Source organism: Lentzea sp. NPDC051208 (assembly GCF_040682435.1).
Taxonomy (GTDB): Bacteria; Actinomycetota; Actinomycetes; order Mycobacteriales; family Pseudonocardiaceae; genus Lentzea; species Lentzea kristufekii.
The window spans coordinates 466160-487670 of record NZ_JBFBAW010000005.1; the positions used below are offsets into that span (position 1 = coordinate 466160).

23 protein-coding genes, 1 tRNA gene, 1 other RNA gene and 1 pseudogene are annotated in these 21511 nt (G+C 69.9%); 18 read left to right on the top strand and 8 right to left on the bottom strand.

The annotated features are described in order from the left end of the window. Positions 1–37 precede the first annotated feature (37 nt). Both AB0M48_RS15190 and AB0M48_RS15195 read left to right on the top strand, forming a co-directional pair. Positions 38–709: a DUF2306 domain-containing protein gene (locus AB0M48_RS15190; protein WP_363841227.1), complete on the top strand. Its 672-nt coding sequence runs from the start codon at positions 38–40 to the stop codon at positions 707–709. Then, positions 706–1692, top strand: coding sequence for an NAD(P)-dependent alcohol dehydrogenase (locus AB0M48_RS15195; protein WP_363841230.1), 987 nt, complete (start codon positions 706–708; stop codon positions 1690–1692). The genes AB0M48_RS15190 and AB0M48_RS15195 overlap by 4 nt, the downstream gene beginning before the upstream one ends. A 33-nt stretch (positions 1693–1725) precedes the next feature. On the opposite strand, the pseudogene AB0M48_RS15200 reads toward AB0M48_RS15195, so the two are convergent. The 5 genes and pseudogenes from AB0M48_RS15200 to AB0M48_RS15220 form a co-directional block, all read right to left on the bottom strand. Further along, a pseudogene (locus AB0M48_RS15200) lies at positions 1726–1856 on the bottom strand (zinc-binding dehydrogenase); the annotation flags it as partial. A gap of 146 nt (positions 1857–2002) precedes the next feature. After that, complete coding sequence (locus AB0M48_RS15205) at positions 2003–2272, bottom strand: hypothetical protein (protein ID WP_363841233.1); 270 nt, start codon at positions 2270–2272, stop codon at positions 2003–2005. A 128-nt stretch (positions 2273–2400) separates the two neighbouring features. Beyond that, positions 2401–3057 carry a hypothetical protein gene (locus AB0M48_RS15210; protein ID WP_363841236.1) on the bottom strand — a complete coding sequence of 219 codons (657 nt, stop codon included), beginning with the start codon at positions 3055–3057 and terminating at the stop codon, positions 2401–2403. A gap of 34 nt (positions 3058–3091) precedes the next feature. After that, complete coding sequence (locus AB0M48_RS15215; protein WP_363841239.1) at positions 3092–3733, bottom strand: RNA polymerase sigma factor; 642 nt, start codon at positions 3731–3733, stop codon at positions 3092–3094. Positions 3734–3914: 181 nt separating this feature from the next. Further along, positions 3915–3997, bottom strand: a tRNA-Leu gene (locus AB0M48_RS15220). Positions 3998–4062: 65 nt separating this feature from the next. On the opposite strand from AB0M48_RS15220, the gene AB0M48_RS15225 reads away from it, so the two are divergent. Then, a complete protein-coding gene (locus AB0M48_RS15225) occupies positions 4063–5151 on the top strand; it encodes a bifunctional RNase H/acid phosphatase (RefSeq protein WP_363841344.1) in 1089 nt (362 codons plus the stop codon). Positions 5152–5153: 2 nt separating this feature from the next. On the opposite strand, the gene AB0M48_RS15230 is transcribed toward AB0M48_RS15225, so the two are convergent. Further along, positions 5154–5432 carry a hypothetical protein gene (locus AB0M48_RS15230; protein WP_363841242.1) on the bottom strand — a complete coding sequence of 93 codons (279 nt, stop codon included), beginning with the start codon at positions 5430–5432 and terminating at the stop codon, positions 5154–5156. Between the two features lie 39 nt (positions 5433–5471). Next, entirely contained in the window at positions 5472–5993 is a 522-nt protein-coding gene (locus tag AB0M48_RS15235; protein ID WP_363841245.1) for an NAD(P)H-dependent oxidoreductase, read from the bottom strand. A gap of 174 nt (positions 5994–6167) precedes the next feature. Between AB0M48_RS15235 and rnpB the strand changes: the two genes are divergently transcribed. From rnpB to AB0M48_RS15250, 3 genes are all read left to right on the top strand, one after another. Next, an RNA gene (gene rnpB, locus AB0M48_RS15240) (RNase P RNA component class A) lies at positions 6168–6559 on the top strand. A gap of 17 nt (positions 6560–6576) precedes the next feature. Further along, positions 6577–7701: a threonine synthase gene (locus tag AB0M48_RS15245; RefSeq protein WP_363841248.1), complete on the top strand. Its 1125-nt coding sequence runs from the start codon at positions 6577–6579 to the stop codon at positions 7699–7701. Between the two features lie 155 nt (positions 7702–7856). Next, positions 7857–9440 carry a DUF6345 domain-containing protein gene (locus AB0M48_RS15250; RefSeq protein WP_363841251.1) on the top strand — a complete coding sequence of 528 codons (1584 nt, stop codon included), beginning with the start codon at positions 7857–7859 and terminating at the stop codon, positions 9438–9440. 49 nt (positions 9441–9489) lie between these two features. On the opposite strand, the gene AB0M48_RS15255 is transcribed toward AB0M48_RS15250, so the two are convergent. Then, positions 9490–9753 (bottom strand): hypothetical protein, encoded by a 264-nt coding sequence (locus AB0M48_RS15255; RefSeq protein WP_363841254.1) that lies wholly within the window; start codon positions 9751–9753, stop codon positions 9490–9492. A gap of 425 nt (positions 9754–10178) precedes the next feature. On the opposite strand from AB0M48_RS15255, the gene AB0M48_RS15260 reads away from it, so the two are divergent. The 12 genes from AB0M48_RS15260 to AB0M48_RS15315 are packed head-to-tail and all read left to right on the top strand — an operon-like array spanning position 10179 to position 21326. Further along, a complete protein-coding gene (locus AB0M48_RS15260) occupies positions 10179–10457 on the top strand; it encodes a hypothetical protein (RefSeq protein ID WP_053739245.1) in 279 nt (92 codons plus the stop codon). 3 nt (positions 10458–10460) lie between these two features. After that, entirely contained in the window at positions 10461–10937 is a 477-nt protein-coding gene (locus AB0M48_RS15265; RefSeq protein WP_319989328.1) for a hypothetical protein, read from the top strand. A gap of 19 nt (positions 10938–10956) precedes the next feature. Continuing rightward, positions 10957–13770 (top strand): ATP-binding protein, encoded by a 2814-nt coding sequence (locus tag AB0M48_RS15270; RefSeq protein ID WP_363841347.1) that lies wholly within the window; start codon positions 10957–10959, stop codon positions 13768–13770. Beyond that, entirely contained in the window at positions 13767–15632 is a 1866-nt protein-coding gene (locus AB0M48_RS15275; RefSeq protein WP_363841258.1) for a hypothetical protein, read from the top strand. The genes AB0M48_RS15270 and AB0M48_RS15275 overlap by 4 nt, the downstream gene beginning before the upstream one ends. A gap of 12 nt (positions 15633–15644) precedes the next feature. Continuing rightward, positions 15645–16241, top strand: a complete 597-nt coding sequence (locus AB0M48_RS15280; protein WP_363841261.1) for a hypothetical protein — start codon at positions 15645–15647, stop codon at positions 16239–16241. 3 nt (positions 16242–16244) lie between these two features. Further along, positions 16245–17246, top strand: coding sequence for a C40 family peptidase (locus AB0M48_RS15285; protein ID WP_363841264.1), 1002 nt, complete (start codon positions 16245–16247; stop codon positions 17244–17246). 18 nt (positions 17247–17264) lie between these two features. Then, positions 17265–17738 (top strand): hypothetical protein, encoded by a 474-nt coding sequence (locus tag AB0M48_RS15290; protein WP_363841267.1) that lies wholly within the window; start codon positions 17265–17267, stop codon positions 17736–17738. Beyond that, positions 17735–17929, top strand: coding sequence for a hypothetical protein (locus tag AB0M48_RS15295; RefSeq protein WP_363841270.1), 195 nt, complete (start codon positions 17735–17737; stop codon positions 17927–17929). The genes AB0M48_RS15290 and AB0M48_RS15295 overlap by 4 nt, the downstream gene beginning before the upstream one ends. Positions 17930–17953: 24 nt before the next feature. Further along, positions 17954–19363, top strand: a complete 1410-nt coding sequence (locus tag AB0M48_RS15300; RefSeq protein WP_363841273.1) for an RNB domain-containing ribonuclease — start codon at positions 17954–17956, stop codon at positions 19361–19363. A gap of 60 nt (positions 19364–19423) precedes the next feature. Further along, complete coding sequence (gene npdG / locus AB0M48_RS15305) at positions 19424–20089, top strand: NADPH-dependent F420 reductase (RefSeq protein WP_363841276.1); 666 nt, start codon at positions 19424–19426, stop codon at positions 20087–20089. Beyond that, entirely contained in the window at positions 20089–20850 is a 762-nt protein-coding gene (locus tag AB0M48_RS15310) for a helical backbone metal receptor (RefSeq protein WP_363841279.1), read from the top strand. The genes npdG and AB0M48_RS15310 overlap by 1 nt, the downstream gene beginning before the upstream one ends. A gap of 50 nt (positions 20851–20900) precedes the next feature. Next, positions 20901–21326: a ricin-type beta-trefoil lectin domain protein gene (locus tag AB0M48_RS15315; RefSeq protein ID WP_363841282.1), complete on the top strand. Its 426-nt coding sequence runs from the start codon at positions 20901–20903 to the stop codon at positions 21324–21326. Positions 21327–21511 lie beyond the last annotated feature (185 nt).

The following is a 21511-nucleotide window of genomic DNA, read 5'->3' on the forward strand; positions in this document are numbered from 1 at the left end:
ATGAGGTGACACCGCCGCACGAGCCACGATCTGGTGCATGACCTCCTCCGCCAAGCTGGACAAGCTCATCCCGGCCGCGATCATCCTGTTCAGCGTCATCCCGGTGCTCGGTGGAGCCCTCCGGCTGGCCGAGCTGGGGGGCGGTGCGGAGATCACACCGGACAACGCGCGGTTCTTCGCCTCACCCGTGCCCGTGGTGCTGCACGCCATCACCGTCAGCGTGTACTCCCTCCTGGGTGCGTTCCAGTTCGCTCCCGGCTTCCGCCGCCGCAGACGGGGATGGCACCGGGCGGCAGGAAGACTTTTGGTCCTTTGTGGACTCTTCGGTGCGCTGTCCGGCCTGTGGATGACGGTGTTCTACCCCAAACCCGCTGACGTGGGCGCTCTGCTCACCGGCATCCGGCTGGTGTTCGGCTCGGCATGGGCGCTGTTCATCGTCCTCGGATTCGTCGCCATCCGCCGCCGGGACGTCGCCGGGCACCGCGCCTGGATGATCCGCGGTTTCGCGATCGGGCTCGGCGCCGCCACCCAGGCGGTGACGCTGACCGCGTGGCACGTGGCCGTCGGCGAGCCCGACCGGCTCAGCAACGCGGCGCTGATGCTCGCCGCCTGGCTCATCAACCTCGCCGTCGCGGAGTGGATCATCCGCCGCCCGGCGTCACCGACCCGTCCGGTTCGCGCCGGACTCGCTCTCGAGGAGACCCGATGAAGGCAGTCGTCCAGGACCGGTACGGATCGCCGGACGTGCTGGAGTTCCGCGACGTGGAGCCACCGGCGGCCTCCGGCAACGAGGTGCTCGTACGGGTGCACGCGGCGTCGGTCAACGCGTACGACTGGCACATGATGCGCGGAGACCCCTACCTGGCCAGGCTCACCGGGCTCGGAGTCACCGCTCCCAAAAGGAAGATCCGCGGCCGCGACTTCGCGGGCAGGGTGGAGGCGGTGGGCAGGGACGTGCGGCGTTTCCGGCCCGGTGACGAGGTGTACGGCGACCTCGGTGCCGCCGACGGGGCGTTCGCCGAGTACGTGTGCGTGTCCGAGGACCTCGTCGAGACCAAGCCCGCCACCCTGACGTTCGAGCAGGCCGCCGCGGTACCACTGGCCGGGCACACCGCGTTGAAGGGACTGCGAGACGTCGGAAACCTCCAGCCGGGACAGCACGTCCTGGTCAACGGAGCGTCCGGAGGCGTGGGCACGTTCGCCGTGCAGATCGCGAACTCCATGGGCGCCACGGTGACCGGCGTGTGCCGCACGAGGAACGTCGAGCTGGTGTCGTCGCTCGGCGCGGACCACGTCATCGACTACACGAAGGACGACTTCACCAGGAACGGCACGCGCTACGACCTCGTCCTCGACCTGGTCGGCAACCACTCGCTGACCGCGTTGCGGCGCGCGCTCACGCCCGGCGGGACGATCGTGCTGTCCGGCGGGGGAGTGTTCAGCGGCGGCAGCTTCGTCGGGCCGATGTGGCTGATGATCAGGGCGAAGCTGCTGGCCCCGTTCGTCCGGGACCGGCTGCTGGTGCTCACCACGACGGTCGACCGGGAGATCCTCACGGCGCTGCGGCACCTAGCCGAGTCGGGAGGCTTCACGCCGGTCGTCGACCGCACCTACTCCCTGGACGAGGTGCCCGACGCCGTCCGCTACGTGGAGACCGAACACGCCCGCGCGAAGGTCGTCATCACCGTGTGATCGGTGTCCGAGCACAGGCCGGCGGCGTGCGCGTCACAGGGTGAGGAGGACCTTGCCTCGGGCGTGGCCGCCCTGGACGTGGGCGTGTGCGTCGCTGGCCTTGTCCAGCGGGTACCCGCCAGCACCCGCGGGGTGTAGGCGCCGGTCTCCCCGAGCCGGGAGGCGTCCTCGACGGTGAGGACGTGCGGGTCGCCGAACTCGTGGAAACGAACTGCACGCATGGCGGTCTGCCTTTCGGCCGAAGGGATTCCCCCAGCTGAGCGGCAACCAGTGCGACCCCGGACGCGACTTCCGGCGCGTCAGCTGCGGGTCAGGCCGTGCCGCAGCCGGCGATCCACCTCGGTTCCCGTGCCACGACCGTGGAGAGGAAGGGCCGGTCCGTGCAGGGGCCTCGCCCGGCCGCGAGGACGTCCGCCCTGAGCTCCTGGAGGTAGAGGGCGCCGGGAATCAGGTCCACGAGCTCCTCCCGGCAGAGCGAGCACCTCGTGCAGTGCTGCCGGAACTCGTGGGTCTCTTCGGCGGTGAGCAGGCCGAGGAGGTAACTGCCGGCGGACAAAGCGTGCGGACAGGCGTCGGTCACGGGCCTTCCTCCACTTCTGGGCGGCGGAAAAGGGGTGGACGAGCGGCGGCGTCGGTCACAGGCCGCCGCCCGTCCGGAACGGGCGACCCGGTGAGGGGGCAGTCGGGTCGCCCGCATGTCGTGGCGCGTCAGCGGTTCGAGCGGGTGGGTTTGCCGGGCGCGTGGTCGGACTTGCCGGGCTTCTCGCCGAGCAGGTCGGCGCAGAAGCCGGGCACCCGTTCGGCGCCGCCCGCGGCCGTGATCAAGGCGCTGAACGCCGGGTTGTCGTGCGACTTGCCGTGTTCCGAGCCCGCCCCCGCCGTGTAGGCCTGGCACAGACCCTTGAGCGACGGCGAGGGAGAGGCGCTGTTGTCGGGCTTCTGCTCCGGTCCCTTCGACGTCGCGGCGGTGGTGGCGGACGTCGTGCTGACGACGGTCGTCGTACCGGCGGGCGTGGTGGGTTCCTCCCGCTGCTGACCGGGCAACGTGCCCGCCGCGGCGGCGAGCGCGATGCCGCCGGCGGTCAGCGCCGCGACACCGGCGATCTTCACAGCGAGCAGGTTCGCCAGTGCGGCCTTGAGCATCCGGGGTCTCCATCGCTGAGGGGCGGGAGCGAGACGAGCGTCGCGGAACGCCGCCATGGCGGCCTGCTCACCGGCCAGCTCCTGGTCGCGGGCAGGCGCACCCGCCGCCGCGAGCAGGTCGCTCAGCCGGTCGTGTCCGGCGACCGGCAGCTGACCGGGCGCAGTGCGCAGCAGCTGCTCCGCGGTGCGCCGGTCGATGCGACGGGATCGGTGGGTGCTCATCTCATGTCCTTCAGCGTCAGGGCCCGATTTTTTGTCACTCCGACGATGTCGGCCCTGGTGGGGGCGTTGCGGCGAGGTGCTCGGCCAAGGCGCGCAGACCGCGGTGCGCCGCGGTGCGCACAGCCCCGGCCCGCTTGCCGAGCACCTTGGCCGCGGCCTTCGCGTCCAGGCCGACGACCACCCGCAACAGCACGGCCTCGGCCTGGTCCCGCGGCAGCCCGGCGATCAGGGCCAGCGCGGCGTCGGTGGCCGCGGAGTCCAGCGCCGCCTGAGCGGTGTCCTCCGGCCCAGCGGGCTCGGCGACGTCCTCGACGGTTCCGTGCACGACCGGCCGGCGCTGCTGCCGGCGGAGGTGGTCCATCGCGCGGTTGCGGGCGATCGTGGTCGCCCACCCGCGGAACCCGTCGAGGTCCCCGCGAAACGATCCCAGGTCCCGCGCGATCTGCAGCCAGGCGTCGGACGCCACGTCCTCGGCATCAGCTCCGACCAGCACCTGGAGGTACCGCAGCAGCTTCGGCTGGATGTCCCGGTAGAGGGCGCGGAAGGCGTCCTCGTCGCCCCGTCGCGCGGCCGCGAGGACCGTTTCCCCAGAGGAGTTTCCGCGATCCGCGCGGCGCATCGACCACGCGACACCGGAGATCTCACCGCTGTCGCCGAACCTCGCCGCACTCTGCACGCGCGGCATCCTGAACGACTATTCGCCCGATGCCAAGTCTGCGCCATCCGGGCGGAGGCGTGCGCGTCCACTGTGGATCGTCCGCTCCGCGCAGGTCAGCGAGTGCACTCGGATCGAGCGGACGTACGACAAAGCAAAAGAGGCCGCCTTATCGGCGACCTCATTGCTTGATCATTTTCAGTGTCCGAGGGGGGACTTGAACCCCCACGCCCTTTCGGGCACTAGCACCTCAAGCTAGCGCGTCTGCCATTCCGCCACCCAGACTGATGTGAACAGAATACAGGGCGTCCGGAGGCACCTGAACGCGGGGCTACGATCGGCCCGTGAAGGTGATCGTCGAGGCTGATGGCGGCTCGCGGGGCAACCCCGGTCCGGCCGGGTACGGCGCGGTCGTGCGCGACAAGCTCAGCGGTGAGACGCTGGCCGAGCGCAAGGGGTTCATCGGCGTCGCGACCAACAACGTGGCCGAGTACCAGGGGCTGATCGCCGGGCTCAGGGCGGCCAGGGAGCTGAACGCCGAGACCGTCGACGTGCGGATGGACTCCAAGCTCGTCGTCGAGCAGATGTCCGGGCGCTGGAAGATCAAGCACCCCTCGATGCAGCCGCTCGCGCGGGAGGCGCAGGAGGTCGCGCGCGACTTCCAGAAAGTCGTGTACGAGTGGATCCCGCGTGAGCGCAACCGGCAGGCGGACAGGCTCGCGAACGAGGCCATGGACGACGAGGCCAAACCCCAACAGCCACAAGGCCCGCAAGAGCCCCAAGCAGCCGAAGGTGCGAAGCAGCCGCACTGGAGTGGCGCGGCGGGCGAGCCCACGCGGCTGATCCTGCTGCGGCACGGGCAGACGAGGCTGTCGGTCGACCGGCGCTACTCGGGGCGGGGCGATCACCCGTTGACGGAGCTCGGGCTGGAGCAGGCGGAGAAGGCCGCGGCACGACTGTCCAAGACGGACGGCATCGCGGGCATCATCTCGTCGCCGCTGCAGAGGGCGCAGCAGACCGCCCAGAAACTCGCGGACAAGGTCGGGCTCGAGGTCGTCACGCACCAGGGGCTCATCGAGACGGACTTCGGCACGTGGGAGGGGCTGACGTTCGCCGAGGCGAGCAAGCAGGACCCCGAGGTGCATCGCAGGTGGCTGGGCGACACGTCCGTGAAGCCGCCGAACGGCGAGAGCTTCGACGAGGTGCACGCACGGGTTCGCAAGGCGCGCACGGACATCATCGCGCGGTACGGCGGCAAGACGCTGGTGCTGGTCAGCCACGTGACGCCGATCAAGACGATGCTCCGGCAGGCGCTGGACGTGGGGCCGCAGTTCCTGTTCCGGATGCACCTCGACCTCACCGGGGTGTCGATCGCCGAGTTCTACCCGGACGGGCACGCGTCGGTGAAGCTCGTCAACGACACCTCGCACCTCGGCTGAGGTCAGCGCGACGAGGAACGGTGCGCCACCAGCAGGATCGTCAGTGCGGCGAGGCCGGCACCGCCGATCACCAGGACATCGATGCTCGGGCCGGCCGTCATGTCGTGGCCGCGGGCGTTGCGCATCTCCTCCTCGGTCCAGCCCGCGCCGGGTGAGCCGGACGGCACCGTGGTCGACCTCACCTGGGTCGAGGCCGTCTTCTCCTGGCTGCTGAACAGCAGGAACGCGCCCGCGGCCAGCGCTGCGGCCGCCACGGCCAACGCGATGTGGAGCGGTCTCATCGGTCCTCCCCGGAGCAGTGTCCCAGGGAGGAGCAAGTGTCAGCTGACCTTGCGCAGCCGCGGCGTCAGCGCCGTGGTGAACCGGTCGGTCGCGGCTTCCAGCGCCGCTGCCGCGCCGGGCGTTCCGACGTTCCGGTCCAGCACGAACTCGCCGCGCACGACCTGGTCCGCGCCCTTGGCCGCGAGCAACGGGTGCAGGGCGTAGTCCATCGCGACCAGGAAACCCTGGCTGCCGCCCGTCGCCAGCGGCAGCACCGCCCGCCCGCGCAACGCCTTCTTCGGCAGCAGGTCGAGCAACGCCTTCACCAGCCCGCTGTACGCCGCGCGGTACACCGGCGAGGCGACCACGAGGCCGTCCGCGGCCAGCACCCCGCTCACGGCCGCGGCGATCTGCGGATCCCGCAGGTCCTCGGTGAGCAGCGACAACGTGGGCAGGGAGCGCACGTCGAGCAACGACACGCGGTGCCCGGCGGCCCGCAGCTGTTCCTCCACGAACGACACGACGACACCGGTAGGCGCGGAGTGGGACGGCGCACCGGAGATGATCAGCAGATCGGACATGACAAGGCACTCCCTGAGTTCGCGGCTACGAAGAACGCACTCAGAGGCGGCAACACAGGCTTGCTGCCACGCGGCCGTAGTCGACGTGGCGACGTCGTGTCATGGCTGAAGTCAACCAACGTCCGCACCGGTGGACAACCGGTTCCAGTCGCTGGGATATCCTCGGAGAGCGGATGAGTCGGCAGGGCGGCCGCGGCAGGAGACTGTCGAGGAAAGTCCGGACTCCACAGGGCAGGGTGGTTGTTAACGGCAACCAGGGGTGACCCTCGGGACAGTGCCACAGAGAACAGACCGCCTCGGCGAAAGCCGCGGTAAGGGTGAAACGGTGGTGTAAGAGACCACCAGCGCCCCAGGTGACTGGGGCGGCTAGGTAAACCCCACCCGGAGCAAGGCCAAGAGGGCACCGGATCGCGAGTGATGGTGCTGCGCGAGCGTTCGAGGGCTGCCCGCCCGATGCTCGCGGGTAGGCCGCTAGAGCCTGTCGGCAACGGCAGGCCCAGATGGATGGCCGCCGACTGGGACCTTGGTCCCATGAACAGGATCCGGCTTACATGCCGGCTCATCCGCCTGTATGCATGAAGTCATGCTCTCGCATCTGGAATGTGCCCGTTGCGGCCGCGAACACGACGCCGACGCGGTCCAGAACCTCTGCCGCGAGTGCGCCTCGCCGCTGCTGGCCCGCTACGACCTCACGCGCGTGGCCCGCCCGACGACCGAGAACTCGCTGTGGCGCTACCGCGACGTCCTCCCGGTCCGCGACCCGGACCCGGCGTTCAGCCTCGGCGAGGGCATGACGCCGCTCGTGCCGTTGCCCGCGCTGAGCCGGGCACTGGACGCGACCGTGCTCATGAAGGACGAGTCGCTCGTCCCGACCGGCTCGTTCAAGGCCCGTGGAGCGGCCGTCGGCGTGGCGCGGGCGAAGGAACTCGGCATCGAGGGCATCAAGATGCCGACCAACGGCAACGCGGGTGCGGCCTGGGCCCTGTACGCGGCCCGCGCCGGCATCCGCAGCGTCATCGCGATGCCCGAGGACGCCCCGCTGATCACCCGCGAGGAGGTCGAGGCGAGCGGCGCCGAACTGCGGATCGTGCCGGGCACCATCGCCGACGCCGGCAAGGCCATCGCGGACGTCGACCTCTTCGACGCCTCCACGCTCCGCGAGCCGTACCGCATCGAGGGCAAGAAGACGATGGGCTACGAGATCGTCGAGCAGCTCGGCTGGCGCGTCCCCGACGTGATCGTCTACCCGACCGGCGGCGGGGTCGGCCTGATCGGGATTCACAAGGCACTGCTGGAGATGCGCGAGCTCGGCTGGATCTCCGGCGACCTGCCCCGGCTCGTCGCCGTCCAGTCCACCGGGTGCGCGCCGATCGTGAAAGCGTTCGACGAGGGCAAGGCGGAATCGACCTTCTGGGACGCCGCCTACACCAGCGCGTTCGGCATCAACGTGCCGAAACCGCTGGGGGACTTCATCATCCTGCGGGCCCTCAGGGAGACCAACGGCACGGCGGTAGCGGTGACCGACGAGCAGATCGCGGCGGACCGCGCCGAAACCGCCCGGCTCGAAGGCGTGTTCCTGTGCCCGGAAGGCGCCGCGACGATCAGCGCGGTCCGGGCGTTGCGCGAGGACGGCTGGCTCTCGGCGGACGACGAAGTGGTCGTGCTGAACACCGGAGCAGGCATCAAGTACCCAACTGTCCGCCTCTAGATCCCACACTGCCCCAAGGGTGTTACAGAACTTCGGCCGTTCGGGTGGCGCGCCCGCCGGAACTGGCCACCCTCGGTATCACCGCGAACGACGCCAGATCCTCCTGTCAGACGGCCGGCCCCTGCAGCCGGCCGTCCCCAAGGGAGGGAAGACACATGCAACGCAAGCTGACGGTGGTGCTGGCCCTGTCCAGCCTCGTCACCGCTGGAGCCGTCGGGGTCGCGACCGCGGACACCGCGGAGTTACCCGTCTACGGGGTGAAGAGCTCCGGTCTCGACCAGGAGCAGGCGCAGAAGCTGCAACGGGCGTTCGGCCTCAAGGACGTCCAGAGATCCGAGTCCGGCGCGGTGTCCTTCGCGGACGAGCAGCGCTACCAGTACCTGCCGACCGTCGACAAAGGACAGGGCAGGCCGGACGAGGACGGCAACGCCACCACGCAGACCGCGCTCGACACCGAGGCGATCAAGCGCATCAGGACCATCCCCGTCGAAGAGGCCGCCAAGCGCGCGCAGGAAGGCCTGAGGGCAGCGGGTGTGCTGCCGGGCAACGCAACGCCCAGCGCGCAGTACACGACGTTCGAACTCTCAGACGTCAACGGGCGCAACGCACTCAAGGCGAACCTCGACACGAGTGTCTCGTACACGTTCCAGCTCGACGGCCTTCCGCTGGAGGGCGAGGGCGCGAACATCCGCGTCTCGTTCGACGCGCAGGGCGTGACGGCGGTCAGCCACGCCGCACGCACCTACGACAAGGCCGGCACCGTCAAGGTGAACGACCTCGCCCACGGCGCCGAGCTGTGCCAGAAGTACCTGGGCGCCTCGGTGAAGCCCGAGGTGAGCTACGTCTACGTCGCCCCGCCGCTGGAGGACGAGGTCGACAGGATCGAGCCCTCGTTCCGCTGCGCCGGCCGCAACGACGACGGTGGTGCACCGCAGGCCATCACCCTGCCCGCCGCGGTCGGCGCCGAGCTGCCGCAGCCGGGACCGGGCCAGGAGCCGAGGCCCGAGCAGCAGTTGAAGAGCCAGGGGATCGGCACCCAGGTCGGCAGCGAGGGCACCGGCAACTGCTCCGGCCTGCCGAACACCGCCGCCAACATCGGCACGTTCAACACCGAGGCGAGCAACCACGGCATCACCCGCGACTTCAGCTGGCTCGACGGCAACGCGTGGGAGAGCGACTTCAAGGACCCGATGTTCGCCGGCGGTGACGACACCAACTGGGCCGACGACGTCGACCTCACCTACTGGCAGGGCCACGGCTCCGGCACCGGCTTCTACTTCACCGGCTGCTCCAACCACACCGACGACAAGCTCGCGAACACCGACGCGCGCTGGGGTCAGAACGACGTCGAGTGGATGAGCCTGTTCACCTGCCTGGTCCTCGAGGACAGCACCGGCGGCCAGAGCTGGGCGCAGCGCTGGGGCCAGGCCTTCCGCGGCCTGCACCAGATCAACAGCTTCACGACCGTCAGCTACAACTCGGCCAACCACGGCGGCAAGTTCGGTCACTACATGTGGCGCTCGCCGTTCCTGTGGTGGAACAACCCGATGAAGGTCCGCGACGCGTGGGCGCAGGCCAGCATCGACACCCAGCCCGCGTCCGTCCGCTGGGCGAGCATGGGTCCCGTCACCTCGACGGGTGCGCTCGGCAACTACAACGACTACTTCTGGGGCAAGGGCTCCGTCGGCTCCGACTACGCCTCGACCGGCCTGTTCTGGCGGATCTCCGGCGCCTCCTAGGAGCAGCCGAACCCTCGACGAAGCCCGGTGACCTCGCGGTCGCCGGGCTTCACCGGTTCGCCGGGCGCCCCGAAGGCATCCGCAGCACCGGCCGGAACGGCTCGCCGCCGTTGTAGAGATCCTCCAACTCGGTCACGTAGGCCAGCACCGCGGGATTCACGATGTCCGCCAGCGACCGCACCCCGGCCTGGGGTTCGTAGGAGGCGAGGTAGGTCGCCGCCGCACGCGCGCGCTCCAGCACCGACCTGTCGAAGTTGATCGTCCGTTGGACCCGGCGCCGGGATTGCGTGCTCTGCCCGGTAGGCTCGTCCACGCCTGGAGCACTAGGGGAGGCTGTGATTCCGTCCACACTTCCGTCCGGCACGAGGTCAGGTTCGAGCATGGGCGAATCTCCTCGGAGTCGTCGCTCCGGACCACGCCCGCGGTGCCAGTCAAACAGGTCGCGAACCGGCCGGTCAGGGCATTCACATGGTTGTACACGTGCGCATGTTTAAGACGCACGCACTGTGGGTGACCAGGGCGTTCGCAGTCGGGTGAACCTTGGCGGCGACGGAGAGAATCTCAAGCCCGGTGTTCCCCACTGACGTCTCCTCAGTGATGATGTGTCGGCCAGATTAGACGTAATTCCTCCCAGGGGGAACGGCCAGATGATCTACAGCCCGCAGCAACAGCCCCACACGTCGTGACGAACTCGTGTTCTACTCGTAGCGCAAGCCCCAGCGCACTCTGGAGTAAGAAATGACCGCCATGGACCTGGTGACACTCGCTCAGCAGCAGCCGACGGTGCCGGGCACAAGCAACGTCCGTGACTGGATCCTGGGCAACATCGTTCCACTGCTGCTGCTGACGGTCGCACTCCTGCTGCTCTGGCTCGGCGGAGGCAAAGGCGACAACGCGGGCGTCATGCGCCGCCTCGGTGGTGTGATCGTCGCACTGGCCATCATCGGTCTCGCGGTCACGACAGACGCGGGAGCGAACATCGGCAAGTGGCTCGCCGGCTTGTTCGTCGGAGGCTGATCCGTGCGGGTCCGCACCGACGACGAGGTCTACCGGGTCGACGCCGTCTGGCTCGGTCCGCCCAAAGCGACTTTTCCCTGGCGCGCGCGATACGTCGCGTGGGGCGTCGGGATCGTCGTCTTCCTCGTCGTACTCACGATCGAGCGCCAGATGGGCATCGGGTTCGGGTTCTTCTCGACCGCGTGGGCCCTCGTCGCGACGATCATCCTCACACGCTTCATCACCCAGCGGATCAGCCATGAACGGCCCCTCACGGCCGTCATGTCGATGTGGGTCCGCGAGCTCACCGCACCTCGAGAGCGCACGGCCAGCACCGGCGGGGCGGCCAGCGCCGCCCGGATCCGGGTCAGTCCGCAGCGGCCTCGTCCCAAGTTGACCAAGAAACAACAACGACGGGCGAGACAGCAGGCCCAGCCCCGCCGGACGTCAGACAGCCGTAAGAAGGAGGTTCGCGGTGTTCGGACGCCGGCGAGACCGTGACCGTCGCTCCGCCCAGCACATCGCCCAGCACGCCGCGGCAGACCCCCGCGACCGCGACCGGGCCGCCTATTCGAAGCGTGGCCGCCGCCTGCCCGGCGAGCAGGCCGTGCCGAGCTACACGCCGTCGATCGCAGCCAGGAGCATCGACGGTCATCTGCTGCGCACCGGCCAGGAGGTCTACGCCTGGTACCGGCTCGCGCCGCAGCGCTGGTCGTTCCGCAGCGACTCGCAGCGCCAGGACCTGATCGCCGCCATCGCCGGGCAGTACGCCGAGCTGCAGGGCCGCTGGATGCACCTGCGGGTGACCACGCGGCCGTACCCGATCCGCATGTGGGCCGAGGCGCACGTGCACAACGCCGTCAAGCGCCTGCCGGACACTCCCGGCACGCTGTCGTTCGACGACTACATGGTCGGCGAGCAGCAGCAGCTCATGGGCCGCTCGATGGCGGAGAAAGAGGTCTACCTGGGCGTTCAGGTGCAGACCCGCAACATGATGGACCGCGCGGTCGAACGCGCGGCCCCCGTGCTGCGCAAGGTCTTCCCGGACGCCGTCGACGCCGAACTCGTGGCGCTCGACTCCGAGGTCGAGCACCTCGACCAGGTCATCGGCTCCGCCGGTCTCGAAGGCCGTCCCGCGACGGCCGAGGAGATGTCCTGGCTGATGCACCGGTCGTGCTCGCTGGGCCTGCCCGCGCCGCGCAACATGCCCGCCGTGCCCGGTGCCGCGTGGGAACCGGAGGACCTGGCGTCGTTCACCGACGCCGCGGACTTCCACCAGGAGCCCTACTCGCCGACGGTGACGGTGCGTGGCCGCACCGGCTCGAACGCGGGCATCAAGCGGCACGTCGCGGTGCTGACGGTCGGCCTCATGCACGGCCTGCAGATCCCCGAGGTCGACGACCCGTGGGTGCAGCGCGCGGACCGGCTGCCGGCGTCGGTCGAGTGGTCCGCCCGCATCTACGTGCGCAAACCCGAAGAGGTCTCGGGTGAGCTGTCGCGGCAGATGAGCAAGGTGCGCTCGCAGGTCCGCCACTACACCGACGAGCACGAGCTGGAACCGCCGCAGTCGCTGGCCCGCCAGGCCGGCCGCGTGCTGGAGATCGACGACGAGATGACGTCGGGCTTCACCGCGCTGGGCACCCGGGTCCGCTCGTGGTGGCGCCTCGCCGTCTCCGGCCCGACCGAGCGCGAGGCCCTGCGCCTGGCCCAGTCGCTGCTGGAGCTGTACAAGCCGAAGATCGCGATCGAGCACCCCGAGGCCCAGTACGCGATCGCCCGCGAGTTCATCCCCGGCGAGCCGCTGTCCAGCGGCGCGTACCTGCGGCGCGGCAGCGTGCTGTGGGCCGCGTCCGCCGTCCCCACGGCCACGGCCGAGGTCGGCGACCGCCGAGGAATTCTCCTGGGCGAGACCGTCACGGCCACCCGCCGCCCGGTCGCGTGGGACCCGTGGATGGCGCAGGAGCTCCGGGACGCCTCGGGCCTGACGGCGATGGTCGCGGGCCTGGGTGCGGGTAAGTCGTTCCTCGGCGGCGGCATGGTCTACAAGACCCTGCGGGCCGGCGCGCACTGGACGCTGCTCGACCCGTCCGGTCCGCTGTCCGCGCTGTGCGAACTGCCGGAGCTGCGGCCCTACGCGCGTCCGATCAACCTGCTCAACGCCCAGCCCGGCATCCTCAACCCGTACCGGGTGGTCGCCGAGCCGCTGATCGAGCACTTCCTCGACGAGGACGACCCGGAACGGGCCTGGCGCCGGGAGAAGGCCCTCGCGGCCGCCACCCGCCGCCGTCTCGTGCTGGACGTGCTCTCCGGCCTGCTGCCGTACGAGGTCGCGCGCCTGCCCCAGACTCGCATCGTGCTGCTGCGTGCCGTCCGCACGGTCGGTGGCCGCTTCGACGCCCACCCCGGTCTCGTCTTCGAGGCGCTGCGCCGGGACGCGTCCGAACACCACGAGCACGCCGTCGTCGTCGCGGACTTCCTCGACGAGATGCGCGAGCGCATGTCGTTGCTGATCCCCGAGGAGAACCTCGACCCGTACAACGAGGTGCGCGACGACCGCCTCACCGTCCTCACCATGGCGGGCCTCAACCTGCCCAAGGACGGCGTCGGCCGCGAGCACTGGACGGACGCGGAGTCGCTCGGCGTCGAGATGCTGAACCTCGCCGCCTGGCTCACCCAGCGCTCGATCTACGAGAAGCCGAAGGACCAGCGCAAGGGCGTCTGGATCGACGAGGCGTTCTTCCTCTCCGAGGTCCCGACCGGCCGCGTGCTGATGAACCGCTTCGCGCGTGACTCGCGGAAGTGGAACGTCCGCGTGCTGCTGTCGTCGCAGATCCCCGCCGACTTCCTGAAGATCCAGGGCTTCGTGACGCTGCTCGACTCGGTCTTCGTCGGCCGGCTCGACGACGACTCGGCGCAGGCGGACGCGCTGCGGCTGCTCAAGGTGCCGATCGGCGCCGGGTACGAGCAGGTCGTCGCCTCGCTCGGCCGCCGCCCCGGTGGCGAGCGCAACGCGACCGAACGCGACCGCGCGCCGCGGCAGTTCATCTTCGGCGACGGCGCCGGTGGCGTGGAGCGGATCCGCATCGACTTCAGCGGCCCGCACCTCGAACACCTGCGCAACGCCCTCGACACGACCCCCGATGCCAAGCGCGACAACGGCAAGGGCGAACTCGTGCCGACGGACGACGACGCGGCCCCGATGTCGCCCGCCTACGTGCCCGACGAGATCGACGACGAACTGGCGGCGGACATGGAACTGGGCTTGACGGAGGAAGAGGCCCAGCTGGTGGGCCACGGTGACGGCACCAACCGCCACCGGGACGGCGGCGCATGACGGCGCTGACGATCGTGCTCGCGATCGCCGCCTTGCTCTGGGCAAGGCGGCGGTTCGCGCTGCGCGCGTCAGCACGCACCAGGTCGGTCGGCCTCGTCGCGGCCATCCTGGCGTTGCAGGTGGTCATCGGTGCCCCGATGGCGCACGCCCAGTCCTGTGGCGAGGCACCGAACCCGGAACGGCCCGGCGCCGGCATGGTCGGCGCGCTCGACCCGCCCGTCGGCAACGGCCTGCCCGGCTCGCCGTACCTCGACTACGGCTACGCGGGCATGGTCTGGCACAACTACCAGGCCAAGTGCGGTGTCCTGCCGGACGCCAACGCCACGCTCGACACGTGGGCGGGCAACGAGCTCTTCAGCATCGGCAAGAACATCGTCGGCGCCACGAACGCGTTGCACTACACGGTGATGGGCCGCGGTCTGCTGGTCCCGCTGGACGACGCCGTGAAGAACGGCGTGCAGAAGGTCTACGACAACGTCTACCTGCGCTGGTTCGGCCTGGTGGCGTTGCTCCTCGCGATCCTGATGTTCCGGCAGATCTGGACCGGCGACTTCGCCGCGATCTCCAAACGCGGGCTCTGGGCGCTCGCGGCCATGTGGCTGGCAACGTCCACATTGGCCTTGCCGCAGTTCTACAACCTCCTCGACAACACACTGGTCTCCAAGACCTCGGAGATCCAAGCCGGGTTCATCGAGGCGCCTGAAGAACAAGGCACGCTCCACGTACTACCGACGAAACTGCACGACGCCGTCGTCTACCAGAGCTGGCTGCGCGGTGCGTTCGGCACGCCGGAGGCACCGCAGGCCGCCGAGTACGGCCCGCGGATCCTCAAGGCGCAGGCGTGGACCACGGCGGAGATCGCCGAGGGCAAGGACGCCGACCAGGCCGCCCTGGACGCCAAGAAGGCCGAGTGGAAGGCCCTGGAGGCCCAGCTCGGCACCGCCAAGGGCTACTTCGACGGCACCGACGGCAGCCGCACCGGCGCCGGCTTCCTGGCGCTGCTGCAGTCCATCGCGTTCTCGCTGTTCCAGCTGTTCGCGAAGGCCGCGGTGCTGCTGGCCCAGCTGCTGCTGCGCATCCTGACGCTCGCCGGGCCGCTCATCGGCCTCGTCGCGTTGCTGCACCACGACCTGCTGCGCAAGGTCGCCCGCGCGGCCGCCGTGACGATCTTCAACGTGCTGATCCTCGCCGTCCTCGCGGGTGTGCACGCGCTGCTGCTGCAGGCGATCTTCAACGCGACCGGGCTCTCGTTGCTGACGCGCACGTTGCTCGGCCTGATGCTGACACTCGTGTGCTTCGTGATCGGCAAACCGTTGCGCCGCATGTGGCAGATGGTCGAGATGTCCGTCGGCTCGGCGAGCAACGTCCTGCCGATGAGCGGCGGAGTCTGGTCGAAGATCGCGGGTCGCAAGAAGCAGGAGGGCCCGACGCCGCAGGACGAGTTCTGGGAGTCCGTGCGGGAGAACGAGACCGGCGGCGACGAGGTGCCGCAGCGCGGTCGCGGCCGGGTGCGCCCGGAAGCGTCCAACCCGGTCATGGCGACGGCGCAGCGGCTCGACCGCGACTCCGTGCCGGGCCAGATCATCAGCGGTGGCGACTCCTCGTCGGTGCGGGCGGGCGCGTTGCCCGCGGGATCGGGTCCGGCGGCGTTGCCGGCCGCCCGGTCGCGCGTGGTGGACAGCCCCACGGTCACCGACAGGCAGTGGGACAGGGTCGACGACGCGGTGCTCGTGCCGTCGCGGTCGGGCGCCTACTCCGCGCCGGTGCAGGAACCTCGCAGAGCAGAGACGGAAGTGGTGGCAGGGCGTCCAGTGCACGTGATCTACCGGCCGTCACGCGGTTTCGAAGTCAGGGACAACTGAAGGGAGGCGTAGGTGCCGATCCGTACCAACCGCGGCCGCGCCGCGGTCTACCGCAGGCTGTGGGGATGGCCGCTGCGTTCCCCGCGGCACCTGGCCGCCTCGATCATCATCTTCGTGGTGCTCGTCGTCGCACTCGGCGTGATCATCCCGAGGGTGCTCGACCGCAAGCCCGTGGATCCGTCCGCGGCCGGTCAGCCGTCGACGTCATCGCAGGGCACCCAGGTCGGCCAGCTGCCGGGCAGCGGTGCCTCGCTGCCGACCAAGCTGCCGCCGCCGAGCAACTCCGCGAAGGCGGCGCCACCTGCCGCCGACGCGCAGCTGATCGCCGAGCTGTGGGCGGAGACCTGGGTCAAGCCGCCACCGAACAACGACATCGACAAGTGGCTCAAGCAGCTCGAGGAGTACACGACCCCCGAGTTCCTGGCGCAGATGGCCACGATCGACCCGCGGAACGTGCCGGACAAGCTCACCGACAAGGTCAAGGCGGTGAAGTCGACGACCTCGTCGATCGACTTCGAGGTCCCCACGGACCTCGGCAAGGTGCGCATCACGCTGGTCAAGGCACCGGACGGCAAGTGGCGAGTGAACAGCTACACGAAGGTGGACTGAGCCATGCGCGTGATGTTGCTGATCGGGGCGCTGGCGATGATCGTAGTGATCGCGGTCACGACCTCAGGCGTGTCGCAGGTCGTCAGCAATTCCACGAACCCCGCCGCCGGCGCGAACATGATGCGGATGAGCTGCAACGCGGCCATCGGCCCGTGGGACTCGGGCAACGGTGACAAGGGCCGCCACGACGCGTCGCGCCTCAACGAGGAGCAGCGCAACATCGTCGCGCGCATCATCTCCATCGGCCAGGAGCGCAAGCTGCCCCCGCTCGCGTGGCAGATCGCGATCCAGGCCGGCATGACCGAGTCGGGCCTGCGCCCGCTGGACTACGGCGACCGCGACTCGCTCGGCATCTTCCAGATGCGTCCGTCGATGGGCTGGGGCACCGAGGCCCAGGTGATCGACCCGACGTACGCGATCAACAAGTTCTACGACGTGCTGCTGAAGGTGCCGGACTGGGAGAACAAGCGTCCCGGTGACTCGGCGCAGGCGGTGGAGCGGTCGGCGTACCCGGACCGGTACCACAACTGGGAGTCCATGGCGGCGTTCCTGCTCGGCGAACTGGGCGCGATCACCGACCCGGCGGGCTGCGGCTCGGGCGCGGGGGAGTTCCTGCTGGCGTCGAACGCGGCGGGCATCGCGATCCAGTTCACCAAGGAACAGCTGGGCGAGCCGTACCTGTGGGGCGGCAACGGACCGGACGCGTGGGACTGCTCCGGCATCCTGGTGAAGGCGTTCGGCGCGGCCGGTGTGAAGATCCCGCGCGTCGCGAACGACCAGTACGAGAAGGGCGGCGCCCACCTCCCGGTGCGCGACGCCCAGGCAGGCGACCTGATCTTCTGGGCGACCGACAGGTCGAATCCCCGGACGGTGCACCACGTGGCCATGTACCTCGGGGGCGACGAGTACATCCACGCGCCCCAGACGGGTGATGTCGTGAAGATCAGCAAGGTCAACTGGGACTATTACGAGTTGATGCCGCTGGCCGTCCGGCCGGGCGTGTAGATCGCGGGGAGGCGCTCCATGTTCAACCACGACCCCATCCCGAGGCCCTCCGGACCGCCCGCGTCGAGCACACCAGTGCGTGACTACATGGCGGCCGGAGCACCGGGGGTCTCTGCCGACTACGTGGTGATCCCACGGGCTCTGGCCGAGGCCATGCCGCTGCCGTTCCAGCAGCACCTCGTGCACCTGCTCGCGGACTTCCACCGCACCTACGGCCACCTCAAGTGGCCGGTGTACCGGGTGGTGCCGTCGCGCTACGAGAAGCTCGCCGACCTCGACGAGGAACAGCTGGCCGAGGTCGGTGCCATCATGGAGATCGACTCCGACGGCTCTCTCGTCTACCGGGACCGTTCCGGACGCAAGATCGAGAACGCCGAGGACCGCACGGTGCTGGTCTCGTGTTTGGACCCGATCCCGTCGGAGTACGCCAACGCCAACCAGTCCACGCCGCCGCGGGGATTCCCGGTGCCTTTGGGAGGCGAACGCGTATGAGTGACAGCAGCGGTTGGTACTTCTGCCTGACCCACCAGACGGTGGAGCACGGCAAGGGATGCAAGGGCCCGGACCGGATGGGCCCGTACCCGGACGAGGCCACCGCGGCTCGTGCTCTGGAGATCGCCCGCGAACGGACCAGGGCAGCGGACGAGTCCGACAAGAAGTGGCGCGGCGACGACGAGGACTGAGTTTCGGGTCCTTAGTCTGTGCGGGTGGCTTCCCTGGTGATCCGCACGGGTCGTGCGGACGTGTCCTTCGACGGCATCCGCACCGAGTTCGGTCTGCCCGCTTCCTTCGACGCGGCCGTGCTCGCCGAGGCAGAGGCGGCGGTCTCCCGTTCCCCGGGAGACCGCCCCGACCTCACCGCGCTGCCCCTGGTGACGATCGACCCGCCCGGCGCCAAGGACCTGGACCAGGCGCTGTGCGTCCTGAAGTCCGGTGACGGCTTCGTCGTGCACTACGCGATCGCCGACCTGGGCCTGTTCGTGACGCCCGGCGGTCCGCTGGACCTGGAGGTCCGGCGTCGCGGTCAGACCCTCTACCTGCCCGACGGCAACGTTCCCCTGCACCCGACCGTGCTCTCCGAGGGCGCGGCGTCGCTGCTGCCCGGCGTCGTGCGCCCCGCGGTGCTGTGGACGTTCACCTGCGGTGCCGACGGCGTTCCGGCGGCTGTCGAGGTGCGCCGGGCGATGGTGCGGTCGACGGCCCAGTTCGACTACGAGTCGGTGCAGAAGTTGTTCGACGCGGGCGATCCGCATCCGTCGGTGGCGGCGCTGGCCGAGTTCGGGCCGTTGCGGCGGGCACTGGCCCGGCAGCGCGGCGCGATCGAGCTGCAGCTGCCCGAGCAGGAGATCGAGGCCGACGGCGAGCGCTGGCAGCTGGTCACCCGGCCACGCGCCGAGGTGGACTCGTGGAACGCGGAGATCTCGCTGATGACCGGCATGGCCGCCGCGTCGATCATGCTGGAGGCCCGCGTGGGCGTCCTGCGCACGCTGCCCGACCCGGACGCTCAGGCCGTGGCGACGCTGCGGAAGTCCGCGGCGGCGCTGAAGGTGAAGTGGCCCGCGGACCTGTCGCCGGGTGCGTTCCTGGCCGGCCTGGACGCATCCCGGCCCGAGTCGCTGGCGTTGTTCACCGACGCCACGCGGCTGCTGCGCGGTGCGGGCTACTCGGCGTTCAACGGATCCGTTCCCGAACTCGTGACGCACGCGGGTGTCGCGGCCCCGTACACCCACGTCACCGCACCCCTGCGCCGCCTGGTCGACCGCTTCGCCACCGAGGTGTGCCTGGCGGTCACGGCCGGGCAGGAGCTGCCGTCCTGGCTGGCCGAGGCCCTGCCGCAGCTGCCGTCGCTGATGGGGGCGTCCGACTCCCTCGCCTCGAAGGTCGAGCGGGCGTCATTGGACCAGGTCGAGGCGTGGGTGCTGGCCGACCGCGTCGGGCAGGAGTTCGACGCCGTCGTGCTGCGGTCCGGTGACAACGAGGGCGAGGTGTTCGTGTCCGCGCCGCCGATCCTCGCCAAGTGCGCGGGAAAGCGGCTCCCGGAAGGCGAGCGGATCCGCGTGCGCCTGACCGAGGCGGACCCGGTCGAACGCCGGGTGCGCTTCGAGCACGCGCGCTGAGAAGCGGGCGAAGGTCACGTCGGGCAGCCCGCGTCCGGCAGGTCGTGTGAAGATGCAGGGGTGACAGACATTCGTGACCTCACCGTCGGCGTCCTGGGCGGTACCGGAGCCCAGGGCAAGGGCCTCGCCATCCGCTGGGCCAAGGCGGGCCTCAAGGTGATCATCGGCTCCCGCAGCGCCGACCGGGCCGAGCTGGCGGCCAAGGAGATCGTCGAGATCGCGGGCGGCGACGTCCGGGGCGCGGACAACGCAGACTGCGCAGCCGACTCCGACGTCGTGCTGGTCGCGGTGCCGTGGGACGGGCACGGAGACCTGCTCGCCAGTCTGCGCGACCAGCTGGCCGGCAAGATCGTCATCGACTGCGTGAACCCCCTCGGCTTCGACAAGCAGGGTCCGTTCGCGCTGCCGGTCACCGAGGGCAGCGCGGCGCAGCAGGCCGAGCTGCTCCTGCCGGAGTCCAGGGTCACCGCCGCGTTCCACCACGTGTCCGCCGTGCTGCTCGCCGACCTGAGCGTGTCCGAAGTGGACATGGACGTCCTGGTGCTGGGCGACGACCGCGAGGCCACCGACACCGTCCGGGAACTGGCCGAGCTCGTGCCCGGCTTCCGCGGCGTCTACGGCGGCCGGCTGCGCAACGCCCACCAGGTCGAGGCGTTCACCGCGAACCTCATCGCGGTCAACCGCCGGTACAAGACCCACGCCGGCCTGAAGATCACGGGAGTCTGATGCTCCCCGTCGACGACCTCGGTGAGCCGGTGCCGCTGGACCAGCCTCGGCGTGTGGTCAGCCTGGTGCCGTCGATCACCGAGGCCGTCGCGGTGACCGTGCCAGGATCCCTGGTCGGCGCAACGGACTACTGCACCCACCCGGCCGATCTCGACGTGGCCCGCGTCGGCGGGTCGAAGTACCCGGACGTCGACGAGGTCCTGGCGCTGCAACCCGACCTCGTGATCGCGAACTCCGAGGAGAACCGCGCCGAGGACGTGGACCGGTTGCGCGCCAACGGCGTCAACGTCTGGGTGACCGAGGCGCCGAAGACGGTCCCGATGGCGCTGGCGTCGCTCAGGAGGTTCTTCGCGCTCGGCTGGGACCTCGTGCCCGAGTGGCTGACCGGGGCCGAAGAGCTGTGGCGCGACACGAAGCCCCCGAAGCTCACCGCGTTGATCCCGGTCTGGCGCCGCCCGTGGGTGGTCGTCGGCCGCGACACCTTCGCCACCGATGTGTTGCGGCGCCTGGGAATCGAGAACGTCTACGCGACGCACGACGAGCGCTACCCGCGTCCGAGCCTCGACGAGCTGAACGACAAGCGCCCCGACCTGGTGATCCTCCCGGACGAGCCGTACGTGTTCACCCACGAGGACGGCCCGGAGAGCTTCCCCGGCCTGCCCTACGCGCTCGTCAACGGCAGACACCTGACCTGGTACGGGCCTTCGCTCGTAGAAGCAAAGCCTGCCCTGGAGAGGGCACTGGACTACGGCCAGGGTTGACAACCGCAGGTGGATTCGCGAAACCCCGTGCACTGCCAGGATTCTCGCCCATGGGGAAACTAGCCGCGATCATCGCGACAGCCGCCGCCACCGTCACGCTCACCGCCGTCCCTGCCAGCGCCGACCCCGTCGTCGTCTACCAGCTCGCCGGCAGCACCCGCTGCCTCGCCGACGTGCGCACCGATGTCGTTCTGAAGCCGTGCAACGAACTCGCCGACGACCAGCGCTGGCTCGTCCCGATCAGCGGTGGGGTCGACTGGCCGCACAACCTCGCCACCGACAGGTGTCTCGGTGCGACCGCCGCCGGTGACGTGCTCGGCCAGGCCTGCACGTCGAGTTCCAGCCAGCGCTGGCGCCGGGTGCCGACGGGGAGCTCGTTCCAGTTCCGCAACGTCGGCACCGGCAAGTGCCTCACCGCGCAGGTGACCCTCGCGACCTGCAGCGCCTCCAGCTCGAAGTGGAACGGCCTCCGTTAGTGGCGCGACCCGGCCCGTTGGCGGCCGAGTTCACGCTCAGCAGGGCACCTCGCGGCACCGCCCCCACGCCCCCATACGGTCCAGTATGAGCAATGCCTGGAACTTAAGGCTGGGCGGCGGAGGGTGTTGATCACGGTTCGGCTGTGATCGGTGTGGTGGCCCGGACAGGCAACGAGGCTCCGGCT

Bases quoted from the DNA above. Each gene is read 5' to 3' on its own strand.
- AB0M48_RS15190 (WP_363841227.1), top strand. From the start codon at position 38: ATGACCTCCTCCGCCAAGCTGGACAAGCTCATCCCGGCCGCGATCATC.
- AB0M48_RS15195 (WP_363841230.1), top strand. From the start codon at position 706: ATGAAGGCAGTCGTCCAGGACCGGTACGGATCGCCGGACGTGCTGGAG.
- AB0M48_RS15210 (WP_363841236.1), bottom strand. From the start codon at position 3,057: ATGAGCACCCACCGATCCCGTCGCATCGACCGGCGCACCGCGGAGCAG.
- AB0M48_RS15230 (WP_363841242.1), bottom strand. From the start codon at position 5,432: ATGAGACCGCTCCACATCGCGTTGGCCGTGGCGGCCGCAGCGCTGGCC.
- AB0M48_RS15235 (WP_363841245.1), bottom strand. From the start codon at position 5,993: ATGTCCGATCTGCTGATCATCTCCGGTGCGCCGTCCCACTCCGCGCCT.
- AB0M48_RS15245 (WP_363841248.1), top strand. From the start codon at position 6,577: ATGCTCTCGCATCTGGAATGTGCCCGTTGCGGCCGCGAACACGACGCC.
- AB0M48_RS15250 (WP_363841251.1), top strand. From the start codon at position 7,857: ATGCAACGCAAGCTGACGGTGGTGCTGGCCCTGTCCAGCCTCGTCACC.
- AB0M48_RS15260 (WP_053739245.1), top strand. From the start codon at position 10,179: ATGACCGCCATGGACCTGGTGACACTCGCTCAGCAGCAGCCGACGGTG.
- AB0M48_RS15275 (WP_363841258.1), top strand. From the start codon at position 13,767: ATGACGGCGCTGACGATCGTGCTCGCGATCGCCGCCTTGCTCTGGGCA.
- AB0M48_RS15285 (WP_363841264.1), top strand. From the start codon at position 16,245: ATGCGCGTGATGTTGCTGATCGGGGCGCTGGCGATGATCGTAGTGATC.
- AB0M48_RS15290 (WP_363841267.1), top strand. From the start codon at position 17,265: ATGTTCAACCACGACCCCATCCCGAGGCCCTCCGGACCGCCCGCGTCG.
- AB0M48_RS15295 (WP_363841270.1), top strand. From the start codon at position 17,735: ATGAGTGACAGCAGCGGTTGGTACTTCTGCCTGACCCACCAGACGGTG.
- AB0M48_RS15310 (WP_363841279.1), top strand. From the start codon at position 20,089: ATGCTCCCCGTCGACGACCTCGGTGAGCCGGTGCCGCTGGACCAGCCT.
- AB0M48_RS15315 (WP_363841282.1), top strand. From the start codon at position 20,901: ATGGGGAAACTAGCCGCGATCATCGCGACAGCCGCCGCCACCGTCACG.